General features: G+C 73.9%; 8 protein-coding genes and 1 pseudogene. 8 read left to right on the top strand and 1 reads right to left on the bottom strand.

The features are described from left to right. The first annotated feature begins 1 nt into the window (after position 1). The 3 genes from IE108_RS32485 (at position 2) to IE108_RS32475 (ending at position 6146) form a co-directional block, all read left to right on the top strand. The gene (locus IE108_RS32485; RefSeq protein ID WP_064732279.1) at positions 2–3880 is read left to right on the top strand and encodes a non-ribosomal peptide synthetase; all 3879 of its coding nucleotides are present in this window, start codon (positions 2–4) and stop codon (positions 3878–3880) included. A gap of 56 nt (positions 3881–3936) precedes the next feature. Continuing rightward, positions 3937–4656 carry a thioesterase II family protein gene (locus IE108_RS32480; protein ID WP_202545197.1) on the top strand — a complete coding sequence of 240 codons (720 nt, stop codon included), beginning with the start codon at positions 3937–3939 and terminating at the stop codon, positions 4654–4656. Between the two features lie 263 nt (positions 4657–4919). Continuing rightward, positions 4920–6146, top strand: a complete 1227-nt coding sequence (locus tag IE108_RS32475; RefSeq protein WP_064732280.1) for a cytochrome P450 — start codon at positions 4920–4922, stop codon at positions 6144–6146. Positions 6147–6203: 57 nt separating this feature from the next. Here the strand turns inward: IE108_RS32475 and IE108_RS32470 are convergent, their stop codons facing one another. Then, positions 6204–7706 carry an FAD-dependent monooxygenase gene (locus tag IE108_RS32470; RefSeq protein WP_064732281.1) on the bottom strand — a complete coding sequence of 501 codons (1503 nt, stop codon included), beginning with the start codon at positions 7704–7706 and terminating at the stop codon, positions 6204–6206. A gap of 426 nt (positions 7707–8132) precedes the next feature. Here IE108_RS32470 and IE108_RS32465 point away from each other — a divergent pair, with 426 nt between their 5' ends. From IE108_RS32465 to IE108_RS32445, 5 genes and pseudogenes are all read left to right on the top strand, one after another. Then, positions 8133–8399 carry a phosphopantetheine-binding protein gene (locus tag IE108_RS32465; protein ID WP_064732282.1) on the top strand — a complete coding sequence of 89 codons (267 nt, stop codon included), beginning with the start codon at positions 8133–8135 and terminating at the stop codon, positions 8397–8399. After that, positions 8396–9646: a cytochrome P450 gene (locus IE108_RS32460; RefSeq protein WP_064732283.1), complete on the top strand. Its 1251-nt coding sequence runs from the start codon at positions 8396–8398 to the stop codon at positions 9644–9646. Before IE108_RS32465 ends, IE108_RS32460 begins: the two co-directional genes overlap by 4 nt. Beyond that, positions 9643–10383, top strand: a complete 741-nt coding sequence (locus IE108_RS32455) for a thioesterase II family protein (protein ID WP_064732284.1) — start codon at positions 9643–9645, stop codon at positions 10381–10383. Before IE108_RS32460 ends, IE108_RS32455 begins: the two co-directional genes overlap by 4 nt. Positions 10384–10438: 55 nt before the next feature. Continuing rightward, positions 10439–13501, top strand: coding sequence for a type I polyketide synthase (locus tag IE108_RS32450; protein WP_079163908.1), 3063 nt, complete (start codon positions 10439–10441; stop codon positions 13499–13501). Positions 13502–13568: 67 nt separating this feature from the next. Then, positions 13569–19100 (top strand): annotated as a pseudogene (locus IE108_RS32445) (type I polyketide synthase); the annotation flags it as partial. Between the last annotated feature and the right edge of the window lie 32 nt (positions 19101–19132).

Here is a 19132-nt window from a genome sequence, read left to right as displayed (position 1 = left end):
CATGATCCCCCTGTCATTCGCACAACGCCGCATGTGGCTGCTGCACAGACTGGAGCGCGGGGCGGCGACCTACAACATATCGGCGGCGTTCCGGCTGACCGGCACCCTGGACCGGGACGCCCTGGTGCGGGCCCTCCACGACGTGGTCGGACGGCACGAGATCCTGCGCACCACCTACCTGACCGACGACGAGGGCGAGCCGTACGCGCGGGTGTGGCCGACGGAGGAGGCCCGGCTCGCCGTCCCGGTGGCCGAGGTGAGCCCCGAGGAGCTGCCCGCCGAGGTCGACCGGGCGGTCGCGCACCGCTTCGACCTCGCCGCCGAACTGCCCTTCCGCGCCACCCTGCTGCGCTGCTCGCCCGAGGAGCACGTCCTCGTCCTGGTCATCCACCACATCGCCTCGGACGGCAGCTCCAGCGCCCCGCTGATGCGGGACCTGGTCGCCGCCTACACCGCCCGCCTGGGCGGCGGGGCGCCGGCGTGGGAGGAACTGCCGCTCCAGTACAAGGACTACGCGCTGTGGCAGCGCGAGGTGCTCGGCGACGTCGCCGACCCGGCCAGTCTCGCCGCGGCGCAGATCGAGTACTGGCGCGGAGAACTCGACGGCGTGCCGCAGCCGTTGAGCCTGCCGCTGGACCGGCCGCGGCCCGCCGAGGCCAGTTCACGCGGCGACACGGTCGCCATCGAGGCGGGCCCCGAGGTGGCGGCCGGGCTGCAGAAGCTCGCCGACGAGCGCGGGATGAGCCTGTCGATGGTGGTGCAGTCCGCGCTGGCGGTGCTGCTGGGCAAGCTCGGCGGCGGCGAGGACGTGACGATCGGCTCCCCGATCGCCGGTCGCACCGACGAGGCCCTGGCCGACATGATCGGCTGCTTCGTCAACACCCAGGTGCTGCGCGCCGACCTCTCCGGCAACCCGCCCTTCAGGGAGCTGCTGGCGCAGGTGCGCGACAAGGCGCTGAGCGCCTACGAGCACCAGGACGTGCCGTTCGACGTGGTGGTCGAGGCGATCAACCCCGACCGCTCCGCCGCCTACCAGCCGCTGTTCCAGGTGATCTTCTCCTGGCAGAGCTACGAGAAGCCGGACCTCGCGCTGCCCGGCCTGGAGATGAGGTTCGAGCAGGCCATCCCGTCGACCGCCATGGTCGACCTGACGTTCTTCCTGGCCGTGGACGCCACGGGGGCGCTGCGCGGCGACCTCCAGTACGCGACCGACCTGTTCGACCGCGGCACCGCCGAGGAGATCGCCGCCCGGCTGGTGCGGGTGCTGGAGCAGCTCGCCGCCGACCCGGGCCTGCGGGTCGGCGAGGTCGACGTGCTCAGCGCGTCGGAGCGCGAGCGGCTGCTGTTCGGCGTGAACACCGCCGGCGGGACCATTGACGAGGTCACCCTGGTGGAGCTGTTCGAGCGGCAGGCCGCGCGCCGGAGCGGCGAAGTCGCCGTGGTGCACGAGGACACCTCGCTCACCTACGGCGAGCTGAACGCCCGGGCCAACCGGCTCGCACGGCACCTGGTCGCCCGGGGAGTGGGCCCCGAGTCCCTGGTCGGCGTCTGCCTGGAGCGCTCGGCGGACCTCGTCGTCGCGCTCCTCGCGGTGCTCAAGGCGGGCGGCGCCTACCTGCCCATCGACCCCGACTCGCCGGCCGACCGCATCGCCTACATCGTCGAGGACGCGGCACCGGTCCTGCTGGTCACGGGCGGCGCCGCCGGAGACCTAGCCCACGACCTCCCCGTCGTCCGCCTCGACCGCGCGGACGCCTTCGACGCGGAGTCCGCCGCCGACCTCACCGACGCCGAGCGCCGCACCGTCCTGCGCCCCGCGCACCCGGCGTACGTCATCTACACCTCCGGGTCGACCGGCCGCCCCAAGGGCGTGCCGGTGCCGCACCGCAACGTGGTCGGACTCTTCACCGCCACCCGGGACTTCGGCTTCGGCGCGGACGACGTGTGGACCCTCTTCCACTCCTACGCCTTCGACTTCTCGGTGTGGGAGCTGTGGGGCCCGCTGCTGCACGGCGGACGCCTGGTCGTCGTCCCCTTCGACGTCTCCCGCTCCCCGGCCGACTTCCTCCGCCTCCTCGCCCGCGAGCGGGTCACCGTCCTCAACCAGACGCCCTCGGCCTTCTACCAGCTCGCCCAGGCCGACGCCGACGCCCCCGGCCAGGAACTGGCCCTGCGGTACGTGGTCTTCGGCGGCGAGGCCCTCGACCTGAACCGCCTCACGGACTGGTACACGCGCCACGCGTCCGACGCGCCGGTGCTGGTGAACATGTACGGCATCACCGAGACCACCGTCCACGTCACCCGCGTCGACCTGGACGAGTACTCCGCCGCACGCCACCGGGCCGGCGTGATCGGTCCGGCCGTGCCGGGGCTGCGCGCCCACGTCCTGGACGCCCACCTCAGGCCGGTCCCCGCCGGCGTCACCGGCGAGCTGTACGTGGGCGGCTACGGTCTGGCCCGCGGCTACCACGGCCGGCCCGGCCTGACCGCGGGGCGCTTCGTGGCCTGCCCGTTCGGCGAGCCCGGCGAGCGGATGTACCGCAGCGGCGACCTGGTCCGCTGGGACCGCGAGGGCCGGCTGGAGTACGTGGGACGCGCCGACTCCCAGGTGAAGATCCGCGGCTTCCGCATCGAACTGGGCGAGATCGAGCACGCGCTGGCCGGACACCCCGAGGTGGCCCAGGCGGTGATCCTGGTCCGCGAGAACCACGAGGGCGACAAGCGCCTGGTGGGTTACGCCGTGCCCGAGGCCGGTGCCGCCGTCACCGGCGAGGAGCTGGCGGAGTACCTGCGCGGACGCCTGCCGGACTACATGGTGCCGTCCACGGTGATCCCGCTGGCCGAGATCCCGCTGACCTCAAACGGCAAGCTCGACAAGCGGGCCCTGCCGGCGGAGGAGACGACGACCGCGGTCAGCCGGGAGCCGCGCAACACCTACGAGCGGGCGCTGTGCGAGCTGTTCGCCGAGCTGCTCGGCCTGGAGAGGGTCGGCGTCGACGACGGCTTCTTCGCGCTCGGCGGCCACTCGCTGCTCGCCACCCGGCTCAGCGTCCGCATCCGCAACCGGTTCGACATCGACATCCCCATCAGGACGATCATCAGGTATCCCACGGTGGCCGAACTGGCCGCGCTGATGCTGGCCGGCGGCATCCCCGACGACGACGCCGACTCCTTCGCCGTCGTCCTGCCCCTCAACAGCGATCCCGGCAAGGGTCGCAAGCCGGTGTGGTTCCTGCACGGCGGCGGCGGTCTCGGCTGGGCGTACTACAGCTTCGTGCTGCACCTGCCGGACCGGGCCGCGTACGCGCTCCAGTCCCGCGGCTCCGACGGCGTGGAGCCACTGGCCGCCTCCGTGGAGGAGATGATCGAGGACTACGTCACACAGATCCTGAAGGTCCAGCCGGAGGGGCCCTTCAACCTGATCGGCTGGTCCTACGGCGGTTCCGTCGTGCAGGCCGTCGCCGACGCCCTGGACCGGCGCGGCCACGAGGTCGCCCTGGTGGCCGTACTGGACGCCCAGCCGGGCGGCCACGGCTTCGAGCAGGTGCACGCCGGAAAGGACTCCTCCGACTTCCGGGCGGAGCTGGAGGACGACTTCAGCCAGTACATCCGCACCGGCAACCGGCAGGAGTTCCTGGACACCATGTCGAGGGTCCTGGCGAACAACACGGCGATGATGATGGATTTCGAGTCGCCGGTCTACCGCGGCGACGTGGTGTATTTCAACGCCGGCCTGGAGGACACGTCGTACGCGCACCTGTGGCGGCCGTACGTCGAGGGCACCCTCGAAGTGCACGACGTGCGGGTCACGCACCACGAGATGCACATGCCCGCCCCCGTGGCGGAGATGTTCGAGGTCTTCCACCGCAAGCTGGCGTAGCGCGTGAGGTGGCACCTCGGACGGGACCTGGACCGAAACGATGATGGGGGTTGGCAATGGTGATGGAGGAGACCGCGCTGCTGTGCGTGCCGTTCGCGGGGGCGGGCCCCTCGTTCTTCCACCCGTGGCGGGAGCCCGCCGCCGGGCGGTGGCGGGTGACCTCGGTCGAACTGCCGGGCAGGGAGCGGAGGTTCCTGGAGACGCCGTACCGCAACGTCGTCGAGGCGGCGCGCGGCGAGATCGACGCCGTCGTCGCGGACCTCGGTGAGGGGACGCGGACCGTGCTGTTCGGGCACAGCCTGGGCGCGGTGCTCGCCTACGAGCTGGCGCACCTGCTCGGCGCGCGCGGCGTGCCCGTCGAACGGCTGGTCGTCAGCGGCTCGCCGGGGCCGTGGACGCAGCGCGAGCGGCGGGCGGCGGGGCTGGAGGGCGACGAGTTCCTCGCCCGCGTCGAGGAGTTCGCCGGGTTCCGGCACGAGGCGCTCGACCACCCGGAGATGCGGGAGCTGATCCTCCCCACGCTCCAGGCGGACTGCGAGATGCACGAGGCGTACGTGCCCAGTACCGATGTCCCGCTCTCGGTGCCGATCACCTCGCTGCGGGGCGCGGACGACGGACTGGTCACCGCGGAGGAGGCCCGGCAGTGGCAGGCGGCGACCACCGCCGGCTTCGGCTACCGGGAGTTCCCCGGCGACCACATGTACCTGGTCGACCTGGGCCCGCGGGTGCTGGACGCGATCGAGGCGGAGTCCAGGCGGGCGCCCGTGGCGAACTGAGCGAACGCGGCGGCAGCGCGGCCCCCTGGTCCACGGACCGGGGGGCCGCACGGCGTTCCGGCCTCGTCGAACGGCGAATTCCGGTCATGTTCTGGCGCCACCGCCCCATCCCTCGGGCCTGCGTCTTCACACGAGTCGGGGGAGTGAGTGGCTCCAGAGTGGCGCCGAGATAGGGCCAAATGGCGCGGGGTGGCGCTATGGGTGTGCCATGGTGGAGTCACCGGTCTTGCCGGTTGCCCAGCCGCGCTGCGAAAGGACACCCCATGACCCAGACGGTTCCCGTCCCGAACGGCCTGCCCATGGAGCGGGACGCGGGCCCCTTCGCCCCGCCCCGCGCGCTCTCCCGGCTGCGCGAGGTCCGTCCGGTCAGCCCCCTGCGCTTCCCCGGCGGACACGAGGGCTGGCTGGTCACCGGCCACGAGGAGGTCCGCCGGCTCCTGGCCGACACCCGCTTCAGCTCACGTCAGGACCTCGGAGTGCTGCACGTGCCCTACGAGGTACCCGGCATGCCCGTCCCCACCGAGCCCTCCCCGCAGATCCCCGGCGTCTTCATCGCCATGGACCCGCCGGACCACACCCGGATGCGGCGCAGGCTCACCGGCGCCTTCACCGTCCGGCGGATGAAGGAACTGGAGGAGAGCATCGTCCTCGTCGCCGAACGGCAGCTCGACGCCATGGCCCGGCTGACCCCGCCGGTCGACCTGGTCGAGCGGTTCGCGCTGCCGGTGCCCTCGCTGGTCATCTGCGAACTGCTCGGCGTGCCCTACGAGGACCGGGCGACCTTCCAGACCAACACCGCCGCCTTCCTCGTCCGGGACCAGGCGTTCGACGAGAAGATGGCCGCCTACGGGGCCATGACCTCGTACCTCGCCGAACTGGTCACCCGCAAACGCGCCGAACCGGGCGACGACATCCTGTCCGACCTGGCCCGCCAGGAGGACCTCACGGTCGAGGAACTGACCGGCTGCGCCTTCCTGCTGCTGCTCGCCGGCCACGAGACCACCGTCAACATGCTGGCCCTGGGCACCTTCGCGCTCCTGGAGCACCCCGAGCAGACGGCAGCCCTGCGCGCGGACCCGGAACTGCTCCCGGGCGCCGTCGAGGAGCTGATGCGCTACCTGTCCGTCGCCGACATCTTCTACCGCTACGCCACCGAGGACATCGAGCTGGGCGGCGAGACGATCGGCGCGGGATCGACCGTGGTCGTCTCCCTGCTGGCCGCCAACCGCGACCCCCGGCGCTTCGAGAACCCCGACACCCTGGACGTGCGCCGCGCGGCCCGGGGGCACCTGGCCTTCGGCCACGGTGTCCACCAGTGCCTCGGCCAGCAGCTGGGGCGCATCGAGATGCGGGCCGGCTTCGCCGGACTGCTGCGCCGGTTCCCGGACCTCAGCCTGGCGATCCCCGCCGACGAGGTGCCGCTGCGCACCGACATGAACATCTACGGCGTCCACGAACTGCCGGTCACCTGGACGCGGACGGCCCCCTGAACCGCGGGCCGCGCTCCGGTGCGGCGTGGCGCGACCCGCCGTTCGGGGGGCCGTCCCTCACCCCCGCAGCGGCGGTCCGAACCAGGTGGCCAGGGCCGTCCGCAGCGCGGCCGGGTCGAGGGCCTCGTCGGCGGAGGCCGCCCACGCGACATGGCCGTCGGGGCGGACCAGCAGCGCGGCGGGGGCGGGGATCTCGCCGATGGCCGGCACCGTCCACAGTTCGTCCGCGCTGCGCGCCTCGACCAGGTCGACGCGGTCGGCCCAGCCCTTGACCGCGGCCGCCACCTCCGCGCTGCCGCCCAGGTCCAGCAGGACGGGCCGGGCGGAGTGCAGCAACTCGGAGACGTACGCGGCCCCCTCGGACGTGTCGAGGTCGGCGTCGGGGACCCGGCGGCCCTCCAGTGGATGGTCGCCGTCCACCGGATAGCGGATGTCCAGCGCGTTCAGCATGTGCCGCAGGTGCCGGTTGACGTCGTCGAACACCATCAGCGAGCCGAACACCTCGCGCAGCGCGTCCGTCTGGGCGCCCGGGCGGACCAGGGCGGACTGGGCGCGGGTGTTCTGCAGCACGCGCTCACCCACCGGGTGGCGCTCGGCGTGGTAGCTGTCCAGCAGGCTCTCCGGGGCCTCGCCGCGCACCACCGCGGCGAGCTTCCAGCCGAGGTTCACCGCGTCCTGCACACCCATGTTCAGCCCCTGGCCGCCGGCCGGGAAGTGGATGTGCGCCGCGTCGCCCGCGAGGAGCACCCGGCCCGCCCGGTACCGGGCCGCCTGCCGGGCGGCGTCGGTGAACCGGGAGACCCACCGCGGTTCGCGCATGCCGAAGTCGGTGCCCGCGACCCTGATCAGGGACTGGCGCAGCTGCTCGAACGTCACCGGCTCGTCGCGCCCGGGGACGCGGTCGTACTCCGACGTGATCACCCGGTACCAGCCGGGCTCGAACGCGATCGCCGAGTAGTCGCCCGCCGGGCGGCGCCGCACCCACACGTACTCCTCGGGCAGGTCGGGCAGTTCGACGTCGCCGATCAGCGCCGTCATCGTCGGCTCGGTACCGGGGAAGTCGATCCCCGCCAGCCTGCGCACGGTGCTGCGTCCGCCGTCGCAGCCCACGAGATAGCGGGCGCGCAGCGCGGCGGGCGCCGCGTCGCCGGTGTCCAGCTCCACCGTCACGCCCGATTCGTCCTGGTGGACGCCGCCGACCGGGGACGACCAGCGGAAGCGTACGCCGAGTTCGCTCGCCCACTCCTCCAGCAGCCGCTCGATGGCTGACTGGAGGATCATCAGCGGATACGGGTGCCGGGACTCGGACTCGTCGAAGTCCAGGTAGAGCCCCGAGAAGTGGCCCACCGGCTGCAGTTCGCCCTCCGCCAGGAAGCGGTCCAGGACGCCGCGCTGGTCGAGCACCTCCAGGGTGCGGGAGTGGATGCCGCCGGCCCGCGACTCGCCGGTCCGCTCCGCGAGCCGCTCGACGACCACCACGTCGGCGCCGCCCAGCCGCAGCTCGCAGGCGAGCATCAGACCGGTAGGCCCGGCGCCCGCGATGACCACGTCCGCGTCCATGCCGGTGTTTGCCACGTCGTCCGCCCCCTTTTCTTCTCTGATTCCGCTTACTCCGGCTTTCCGGTTCTCGGCCTTCGGTTTCCGGCCTTCGGCCTTCGGCTTTCCGGCGTTGCGGCTTTCCGGCCCGCCCGTGCTCGTCCCGTGCCGCTCCAGCGGCATTCGAGTGCGCCTCAAGTCCTGTGCGCCGCTTCTCACCCGCCGTCCCGCCGGCGGGACGGATTCGGCGGGCGGACGGTGCGGGGGTGTCAGCTTGCGAGGGCTCCGGTCCATTCTCAACCCCACCTGCCGATGCGAGCCGGCAGGCCACCGACCCGGTGGGAGCGGCCCCGTGTGCGGACGACACTCGATCCGGCCGAGCACTCGGCCCTTCGAGAATTCCGTCCCGCCGGCGGGACGGCGCAAGAACAGCTCGGCGGAGGAAGGGAAATGGCAATGGAGCAGCAAGCCGCGCCTTCGAGTGCGCCGGTCGCCCTGGTGCAGGAGACAGCCGCGCTGTGGAGTCAGTGCCTGGGCGTTGAGGTCAAAGCCGAGGACGACTTCTTCGCCCTGGGCGGCAACTCGCTGACCGGAATCAAAATCATCGAGCGGATCTTCGAGGACCACGGCGTCCAGCTCTCCGTGCGCGACTTCTACCTGGCCGGGACCCCGGCCCGGATCGCCGGGTTGATCGAACAGGGGAGGGCGGGGACGTGAGACTGACGCCGGGCCCCCCGCGGGAGATCGACCTCGACGGCGTCGACCTGTTCGACCTGGACCTGTACACCGAGGGCGACCCGCACCCCGTCTGGGACGCGATGCGCGAGAGGGCGCCCCTGCACCACCAGGTCCTGCCCGACGGCCGGGAGTTCTGGTCGGTGACCCGCTTCGAGGACGTCTGCCGCGTGCTCGGCGACCACCGCGAGTTCACCTCCGAGCGCGGTACCGTCCCCACCCACCTCGGGACGGACGACGTCGCGGCCGGCGTACTGCTGACCTCCACCGACCCGCCCCGGCACACCGAGGTCCGCCGGCCGCTGGGTGCCAAGCTCACCGCGCGGGCCGTGAAGTCCTGGGAGGACTCCATCCGGCGGACGATCGTCCGCTTCCTGGCGCCGGCCCTCGACGGCGAGCCCTTCGACCTGGCCGAACAGGCGCTGCTGCTCCCCGCGCTGGTCACCGGACCGCTGCTGGGCATCCCCGAGAAGGACTGGGCCGAACTCGTCCAGCTCACCGCGATGGTGACCGCACCCTCCGACCCGCACTTCCGGACCGGCAGCGAGGCCGCCACCCTGGCCATCGCCCACCACGAACTGGTCACCTACGTCAGGGAGTGGGTCCTCTCCCGGCGCAAGTCCGGCTTCGAGGACGACAGCCTCCTGCACCACCTGATGAACGTCCGCCCCGGCGGCGCACCGCTGACCGACGAGGAGATCGCCCTCGACGGCTACAGCATCCTGCTCGGCGCCAACGTCACCACCCCGCACACCGTCTCGGGCACGGTGCACGCGCTCATGGAGCGGCCCGAGCAGTTCGACAAGGCCCAGGCCGACCCGACGCTGATCCCGAACCTGGTCGAGGAGGGGCTGCGCTGGACCTCGGCCGCGTGCAACTTCATGCGGTACGCGGTGGACGACGTCGAGATCGCCGGGGGCACGATCCCCGCGCGGGGCGCGGTCGTCGCCTGGATCGGCTCGGCCAACCGGGACGCGTCCCGCTTCCCCGACCCGCACACCTTCGACATCACGCGCGCCAACGCCAAGCGCCAGGTCGCCTTCGGCTTCGGGCCGCACTTCTGCATCGGGGCACCCCTGGCCCGGCTGACCCTGCGGGTCTTCTTCGAGGAACTGCTCCAGCACTTCGGCTCGATCGAGCCGGCCGGCGAACCGCAGCACCTGCGCTCGTACTTCATCGCCGGGATGACCCACCTGCCCATCACCGCGCAGAAACGGCGGACGCCATGACCTCCGGCCCCACCACCCTCGCGTCGCCGTGGTTCGTCCGGCCGCCGGCCGCCGGCCCCGCCGCCCGCGTCTTCGGCTTCCCCTTCGCCGGCTCCGGGGCCTCGGCCTTCAGCGCCTGGCCGGCCGCGATCGGCGACACCGAGATCTGCCCCGTGCAGTTCCCCGGCCGCGAGAACCGGCTCGCCCACCCCCACTACGGCACCTACGAGAGACTCGCCGAGGACCTGACCGAAGCGCTGCGCCCGCTGCTCGGCGGGGTGCCCTACGCCTTCTTCGGGCACTGCGCGGGCGCGCTGCCCGCCTACGAGACCGTGCTCCGGCTCGCCGCACTCGGCCTGCCCACCCCCGCCCGCCTGATCGTGTCCGGCCAGCCGGCACCCCACGACGCCGCACAGGACCGGATGCTCGCCCTCACCGAGGCCGAACTGCGCACCGAACTCGAGACGTTCCTGCGCGGCCGGGGCATCGAACCGCGGCCCGACATGATCGACCTCGGCCTGACGGTGCTGCTGCGCGACCACGCCGCCGCGGCCCGGTACCGGCGGACGGAGCCCGTCCCCGTGCCCTGCCCCGTCGTCGTCCTGCACTGGCGCGACGACCCCGACGTCGGCCTCGACCAGCTCCAGGGCTGGCGCCGGTACGCCGACTCGGTCGAGTTCCTGGCCGTCGACGGCGGCCACTACGACTTCATGGACGCGCCCGACGAACTGCTGAACGCACTGACCAGCTGGCGATGAACGCGCCGCGGCCGTCAGCGAGAGACCCGCACCGAGGCAACCGGAAGGACTTCGTATGAGTGGCGCAGCCACCGACATCGCCGTCATCGGGATGTCCTGCCGCTTCCCCGGTGTCGACGACCTGGACGGCTTCTGGCGCCTGCTGCTCGACGGCGGGTCGACCTTCGGCACGTTCCCCGCACACCGCGCGCCCCTGCCCGACCGCACGCCCCACCCGGACGCCGCCACCGTGAACTCCGGCTCGTTCCTCGACGCCATCGACGGCTTCGACGCCGAGTTCTTCGGCACGTCCGCGGCGGAGGCGGCCGCCATGGATCCCGTGCAGCGGCTGGGCCTTGAGCTGGCCTGGGAGGCGGTCGAGGACGCCCGCGTCCCGGCGGACGCGCTCGCCGGCCGCGAGGTCGACGTCGTGGTCGGGGCCGGCCCCTCCGGGTACGAACTCCTGCGCAGGCTGTCCGGCAGCGACCAGGACGACCACTACGCCGTCCTCGGGTCGAGCGGCGCGCTGATCGCCAACCGGATCTCGCACCTGTTCGACGTACGGGGCATGAGCCTGGCCGCGGACTCCGGCCAGTCCTCGTCCCTCGTGTCGCTGGCGCTGACCTGTGAGCGCATCCGCAGCGGCGCCGTCGACATGGCGCTCGCGGGCGGTGTGCACCTCATCGCCGACCCGGAGGCGGGCCTCGGGCTCGCGAACCTGGGCGCCCTGTCGCCGGACGGCCGCTGCTACCCCTTCGACGCCCGCGCGGACGGCTTCGTGCGGGGCGAGGGCGGGGCGTTCGTCCTGCTCAAGCGGCTGGACCGGGCCGTCGCCGACGGCGACCACGTCTACGCGGTGGTGCGCGGCTGGGGCGTCGGCAGCGGCGGCGCCACCTCCCGGATGCCGGACCCCAGCCCCACCGGGCAGGCGGCGGCCGTGCTGGCCGCCCTCAAGGCCGCGGACGTCCCCTTCGACGGCGTCCAGTACGTCGAGGCGCACGGCACCGGCACCCGGCGCGGCGACCCGGCCGAGATCGCCGGCCTGCGCGAGGTCCTCCGGCACACCGGGCGCGGCGCCCCCCTGGTGATCGGCTCGGCGAAGGCGAACGTCGGGCACCTGGAACCCGCCGCCGGCATCGTCGGCTTCGTGAAGGCGGCCCTCTGCCTGGACCGCGGCCACCTGGTCCCGCACCCCGGCTTCCGATCCCCCAACCCCGAGATCCCGGACTTCGGGGCCGACTTCGAGATCCTGCGCGCCTCCCGGCCCTGGACGGGCACCCCGCAGCGGCCGCGACGGGCCGGCGTCACGTCGGTCGGCATGGGCGGCACCACCGCCCACCTGATCCTCGAACAGGCCCCCGGCACGCCGACCGAGGCGGCGGATCCCGCGCACAACGTGTCCGGAGCGCTGCCCTGGGTGCTGTCCGCGCGCTCCGAACCGGCGCTGCGCGAGCAGGCGGCCCGGCTGCGCGACCGTGTGGCCGCCGATCCCTCGCTGACCGCGGCCGACGTCGGCCACTCGCTGGTGACGACACGGACGGCGTTCGCGCACCGGGCCGTGGTGCTCGGCGCCGACCGCGAGGACGCGCTCCGCGGTCTGGGCCTGGTGGCGGCGGGCACCGACGCGGCACCCGTCGTGCGCGGCACGGCGGGCGGGCCGGCCGGACCGGTCGTCCTCGTCTTCCCCGGCCAGGGCTCCCAGTGGCTCGGCATGGGGCAGCGGCTGTACGCGGAGTCGGAGGTCTTCGCCCGCTCGATCGACGACTGCGCGCGGGCCCTGGAGCCGTGGCTGGACTGGTCCCTGCTCGACCTGGTGACCGGCGCCGAGTCGGCGCCCTCGCTGGAGCGCGGGGACGCGGTGGTGCAGCCGGCGCTGTTCGCCATGATGGTTTCCCTGGCCCGGGTCTGGCGCTCGCTGGGCGTCGTGCCCGACGCGGTCGTGGGGCATTCGCAGGGCGAGATCGCCGCCGCCTGCGCGGCGGGCGCGCTCTCCCTGGAGGACGCCGCCCGCGTGGTCGCCCTGCGCAGCCGGGCCCTGACGGCGCTGGCCGGCCTCGGCGGGATGAACGCGGTCGCCGCACCCCTCGCCGAGGTCGAGGAGCGGCTGGCCCGGTGGCCCGGACGGCTGTCGGTCGCCGCGGTCAACGGACCGGCGTCCACCGTGGTCTCCGGTGACCTGGAGGCCCTCGACGAGTTCGCGGCCGCGGCCCGGGCCGACGGGGTCCGGGTGCGCCGGGTCAGGATCGAGTACGCCTCCCACTCCCACCAGGTCGAGCGCATCCGGGAGCAGGTGCTCGCCGCCGCCGCGGACGTGACGCCCCGGCCGACACCGGTGGAGTTCCACTCCACGGTCACCGGCGGGCGGCTCGACACCCGCGAACTGGGCAGCGCGTACTGGTACGCCAACCTGCGCTCCACGGTGCGGTTCGGCGAGGTCGTCGCCGCGCTGATGCGGGAGCGCGGCGGAGTGTACGTGGAGGTCAGCCCGCACCCCGTCCTGCAAGTGGCGATGGAGGAGACCGCGGACACGCTGGCGAGCCCGCCCCCGGTGGTGAACACCCTGAACAAGCACGACGGCGGCGCCGCCAAGATCCTCGCATCGGCGGCCGAACTGCACGTGCGGGGCGTACCGGTGGACTGGCGGACGGTGTTCGCCCCGGCCCGCCCGCACCGGATCGGCCTGCCCACCTACCCGTTCCAGCGGCAGCGGTACTGGCTGACCGCGCCGGACGGCGCCCTCGCCCCGCAGCCGGCCGCCGACCGGCCGGACCTCGCCTCGGAGGCGGCGGTCCGCGCCCTCGTGTGCGCCGAGACCGCGACGCTGCTGACGGCGAAGGACCCGGATCTCGCGGTGGCCGGCCTCGGAGCGCGCTCGGACGAGACCTTCAAGGCCCTGGGGTTCGACTCCTCGATGGTCGTGGCGCTGCGCAACCGCCTCACCGCGGTGACCGGAGTCCGCCTCCCGGCCACCGTCGCGTTCACCTACCCCACGCCCCGGCAGCTCGCCCTGCGCCTCTTCTCCCTGCTGACACCGACGGAGCCACAACCGCCGGACACGGCACCGGACGCACCGGACGAGGGTCTGGAAGGCCGCGACGACGACGATCTGTACGCCCTGATCGACCGCGGATACGTGTAGCAACACCGTTCGTCCCAGCAACCGTTAGGGGGAGGCCCTGGTGGAGGATGTCGACAAGCTCCGGTCCTATCTGCGTCGCGCCGTCGGCGACGCGCAGCACCTGCGTGAGCGCGTGCGCGAGCTGGAGGAGGCCGCGCGCGAGCCCATCGCGGTGGTGGGAGTGGGGTGCCGCTTCCCGGGCGGGGTGGCGTCCCCCGAGGGCCTGTGGGACCTGGTGTCCGACGGCGTGGACGCGGTGGGCGACTTCCCGTCGGACCGCGGCTGGGACGTGGAGGAACTGTACGACCCGGACCCCGAGGCGCACGGGAAGACGTACACGCGCTCCGGCGGCTTCCTGAGCGACCTCCCCGACTTCGACGCCGAGTTCTTCGGCATCAGCCCGCGCGAGGCGCTGGCCATGGACCCGCAGCAGCGGCTCATGCTGGAGACGTCGTGGGAGGCGCTGGAGCGGGCGGGCATCGACCCCACGGGCCTGCGGGGCTCGTCCACCGGCGTGTTCACCGGCATCTACGGCGTCGACTACGGCCCCCGGATGGGCGGCGGCGCGGCCGGCGAGGTCGAGGGCTTCACCCTCACCGGGACCTACCTCAGCGTGGCCTCGGGCCGGGTGGCGTACGTGCTGGGCCTGCACGGTCCGGCGGTCTCGACCGACACCGCGTGCTCGGCGTCGCTCGTCGCCGTCCACCAGGCCGTGCGGTCCCTGCGGTCCGGGGAGTGCACGCTGGCCCTGGCCGGCGGGGTGTCCACGCTGCCGACGCCGGGGATGTTCGTGGAACTGTCCCGGCAGCGGGGCCTGTCGGCCGACGGGCGGTGCAAGGCGTTCGCGGACGCCGCCGACGGCACCGGCTTCTCCGAGGGCGCGGGCGTACTCGTCCTGGAGCGGCTCTCCGACGCCCGGCGCAACGGGCGTCGCGTCTGGGCGGTGATCCGGGGCTCGGCGGTCAACCAGGACGGCGCCTCCAACGGGCTCACCGCGCCCAACGGCCTGGCGCAGCAGCAGGTCGTCAGGGCCGCGCTGACGGACGCCGGCCTGACCGGCCGCGAGGTGGACGCCGTGGAGGCCCACGGCACCGGGACCCGGCTGGGCGACCCGCTGGAGGCGGAGGCGCTGCTGGCCACCTACGGGCAGGAGCGGGACCAGGACCGGCCGCTGTGGCTGGGATCGCTGAAGTCCAACATCGGCCACACGCAGGCGGCGGCCGGCGTCGGCGGCGTCATCAAGATGATCATGGCGATGCGGAACGGGGTGCTGCCCCGGACCCTGCACGTCGAGCGTCCCTCGACGCACGTGGACTGGTCGGCCGGGGCGGTGGAACTGCTCACCGAGGCCCGGGAGTGGACCACGGACGCGGGCCGGCCCCGGCGCGCGGGAGTGTCCTCCTTCGGCATCAGCGGCACCAACGCGCACCTGATCCTGGAGCAGGCCCCCGCGTCCCCCGAAGCCCTCGCGTCCCCCGACTCCCTCGACACCCTTGAGCAGGGCCCGGTCGCCACCCGTGCCCCCGGCACGGTCCCGTGGGTGCTGTCCGCGCGGTCGGAGCAGGCGCTGCGCGAGCAGGCCCGCCGGCTGCACGACCACGTCACCGCCCACCCCGCCGTCCCGCTCACGGAGGTGGGGAACGCGCTGGTGACGACGCGCCCGCTGTTCGAGCACCGGCAGGTGGTCGTCGGCGCCGACCGCGACGCCCTGCTCGCCGCCCTGACCGCCGTGGCCGCGGGCGAGGAGCCCGGCACCGCCGCCGGCGTACGCGGCCTCGCGCGCCCCGTGGGCAAGACCGTGTTCGTCTTCCCCGGGCAGGGGGCGCAGTGGATCGCGATGGGCCGGGAGCTGTGGGAGACCTCCCCCGTCTTCGCCGAGCAGCTTCGCGCCTGCGCCGAGGCGCTGGAGCCGTGGGTCTCCTGGTCGCTCGTGGACACCGTGTGCGCGGGGCCCGACTCCGCCGACCTGGAGGACATCGACGTCGTCCAGCCGGTGCTGTTCGCCGTGATGGTGGCGCTGGCGCGGGTGTGGCAGTCGCTGGGCGTGACCCCGGACGTGGTGATCGGCCACTCCCAGGGCGAGATCGCCGCGGCCCACGTCGCGGGCGCCCTGTCCCTCGACGACGCGGCAAAGATCGTGGCGCTGCGGTCGCGGCTGCTGGCCACCCTCGCCGGACAGGGCAGCATGGCCGGGATCCTGCTGCCCGAAGAGCGCGTGCGCGAGCTGATGGCGGGTCAGGAGGCCCGCATCGGGATCGCCGCGGTGAACGGACCCGGCTCCACCACGGTCTCCGGCGAGACCGGTGCGGTCGAGGAACTGGTCGAGGCCTGCCGGGCCGAGGGCGCCCGCGCCCGGCTGATCAAGTCGAGCGTGCCCGGCCACTCGCCGCTGATGGACCGCTTCGCGGAGCGGCTGCCGCGCGAGCTGGGCGTGATCGTCCCCACCCTCACACCGGTCGAGATCTACTCCACGGTGACCGGCGGCCCGGTCGACCCGCAGACCCTGGACGCGGCCTACTGGTTCCGCAACCTGCGCGAGCCGGTCCAGTTCGGCGCGGCGATGCAACGCCTGGTCGAGCGGGAGCCCGACAGCACCGTCGTCGAACTCAGCCCCCACCCGCTGCTCGTGATGAACATCCAGGAGATCTTCGACAACACTCCCGGCGCCACCGGTCTCGTGGTGGGCTCCCTGCGCCGCGACGAGGGCGGCCTGGCACGCCTGTACCGGTCGGTGGCGGAGGCCTTCGTCGCGGGCACCGCGGTGGACTGGCGGACGGCGTCCCCCGGCGGCGGGCCGGGCCGGTGGGCCGAACTGCCCACGTACGCCTTCCAGCGGCAGCGCTACTGGCTGAACACCCCGCAGGAGACCACCCACGGCGCCACCTCCGACCACCCGCTGCTGGACGCCGTGGTCGACCTGCCCGGCGACGCCGGGCACGGAGGGGTGGTGGGCGGCGGGCGGCTGTCGCTTGAGCGCCACCCCTGGCTCGCCGAGCACGTGGTCCACGGCACCCACCTGGTGCCCGCCACGGTGCCGGCCGAGCTGGCGGCGTGGGCGGCGCACCGGGCCGGCTTCGACGCCGTCGACGAACTCACCCTGGAGACACCGCTGGTGCTCTCCCGGACGGCCGAGCGGGAGATCCGCGTCGTGCTCGACGAGACGGGCACCGTAGGCGTGCACTCGCGCGGCGAAGGCGAGACCCGCTGGACGCGCAACGCCGTCGGCAGAGCGGGCGGCGCACCCGCCCAGGACACCCTCGGCGCCTGGCCCCCGCCCGGCGCGACGCGCGTGCCGTTCGAGGAGGAGTACGCCCGGCTGTCCGGCCTCGGCTTCGACCACGGACCCCACTTCCGCGGCCTGAAGGCGCTGTGGAGCCGGGGCGACACCGTGTTCGCGGAGGTGGAACCGCCCGCGGCCGGCGGCACCGGACAGGACGGGTTCCGGATCCACCCCGCACTGCTGCACACGGCGCTGCTCCCCGCCGTCCTGGGCCTCGTCGGCGGCCCCGGCCGGCCCGGCGGCAAGCTGCCGCACAGGGTCACCGGCATCCGGCTCGGCTCCGTCCGGCCGGGCACCCTGCGCGTGCGGCTCGAACCGGCCGGCGAGGACGCGGTGTCGGTCACCCTCGCCGACCAGCACGGCACACCGGCCGGCGGCATCGCGTCGCTGAGCCTGCGCCCCGCGGACGTCGAGCAGCTCACCGCGCTGGGCTTCGACCACCAGGACGCGCTGTTCCGGCTCGACTGGGAGCCGCTGCCCGTTCCGGCCGCGGCGGCCCACCCGTACGCGGTGCTGGGCACGGCCGCGTCCCCCGCGCCGCAGGACGCGGCGGTCTTCACCGACCTCGACGCACTCGCCGCCCATGCGCCGGTAGCCCCGCTCGTGCTCGCCGACGTGCACCGCGCCGCCCCGGACGGCGAGGACACGCCCGCCGCCGTCGAGCGCGCCCTGCACCGGGTGCTGGGCTGGACCCGGTCCTGGCTGTCCGACGACCGCTTCGCCGAGTCGCGGCTGGTCGTCGTCACCCGGGGCGCCTTCCCCGACGACCGCGTGCCCCGCCCCGATCCGGTGGCCGCGGCCGTCTGGGGGTTCGTACGCAGCGCGCAGACGGAGAACCCGGGGCGCGTCACGCTCGTCGACGTCGACGACGCGCCGGCCTCGTGGGACCTCCTCCCGGCGGTGGCCGCGACCGGGGAGGACCAGCTCAGGCTCCGGGCCGGCACCCCGGCCGCCCCCCGGCTGGCCCGCGCCGACGCCGGAGTCGCCCGCGCCCCCGGCGTCCCCGCCCTCGGCTCCGGAACCGTGCTCGTCACGGGCGGCACCAGCGGCCTGGGCGCCATGCTCGCCCGGCACCTCGTGGACCGGCACGGCGTGCGCCGCCTGCTGCTCGCCGGCAGAAGGGGCCCGGCGGCCCCGGAGGCGGCCGGACTCACCGCGGCGCTGACCGCGGCGGGCGCACACGTCGACATCGCCGCCTGCGACGTCACGAACCGGGACTCCGTCGCCGCCCTGCTCGCCGCCGTACCCGACGAGCACCCGCTGACGGCGGTGGTCCACTGCGCCGGTGTGCTGGACGACGGCGTCGTCGAGGCGCTGACGGAGGACCGCCTGGACGCCGTACTGGCCCCGAAGGTGCGCGGCGCCTGGCACCTGCACGAGCTGACCCGGCACCTGGACCTGTCCGCGTTCGTGCTGTTCTCCTCGGTGGCGAGCGTCCTCGGCACCGCGGGGCAGGCCAACTACGCGGCGGCCAACGCCTTCCTCAACGGCCTCGCGGACGCCCGCCGGGCCGAGGGGCTGCCCGCCACCGCCCTGTGCTGGGGCCTGTGGGCCGAGCGCAGCGAGATGAGCGCCGGCCTCGACGCGACCGACCTCGGCCGCCTGCAACGGCAGGGCGTGCTCCCGATGTCCTCACCGGAGGGACTCGCGCTGTTCGACGCGGCGCTCTCCGTGGACGGCGAGTCCGTGCTGGTGCCCGCGCGACTGAACCTCACCGCCCCGCACGGCCGGCCGGGCTCCCCGCTGCTGCGCGGCCTGACCGGCACGTCCGCCGCCCCGGGCGCACCGACGGGCCCGGGGAACACCGACGGACCGCTCGCCGAGCACCTGGCGTCGCTGGAGCCGGCCGATGCCGAGGCGGCGCTGCTGGACGCCGTGCGGGACCAGACCGCGACGGTCCTCGGCCACGCCGACGCCGCGCGGATCGCCCCCGCCGTGGCCTTCAGGGAGCTGGGCATCGACTCGCTCACGGCCCTGGAACTGCGCAACCGGCTGGCCGCGGTGACCGGCCTGAAGCTGCCCGCCACGCTCGTGTTCGACCACCCCAGCCCCAACGTCCTCGCCCGGTTCCTCACCGAGCGGATCGCGCCCGCCGCCGCCGGACAGCGCTCCCCGGCCGACCAACTGGCCGAGGAGATCGAGCAGCTCGGCACCCGGCTCCAGGACGCCTTCCTCGGCCTCGCGGCCCAGGAGCGCACCACCATCTCCACGCTCCTCGGCGACCTTCAGGGGCGCGTCCGTTCGATGGCGGGCGCCGGAGCGGCGGCCGGCATCGCCGACCAGATCACCTCGGCCTCGGCGGGAGAGCTTCTCGCGCTGCTGGACAAGGAACTCGGCTAGGGAGAGCCATGACGAACGACAACAACGCCGAC

It is taken from the genome of Streptomyces parvulus (assembly GCF_014648855.1).
GTDB lineage: Bacteria > Actinomycetota > Actinomycetes > Streptomycetales > Streptomycetaceae > Streptomyces > Streptomyces parvulus.
This window is presented reverse-complemented; position numbering and strand designations above follow the sequence as displayed.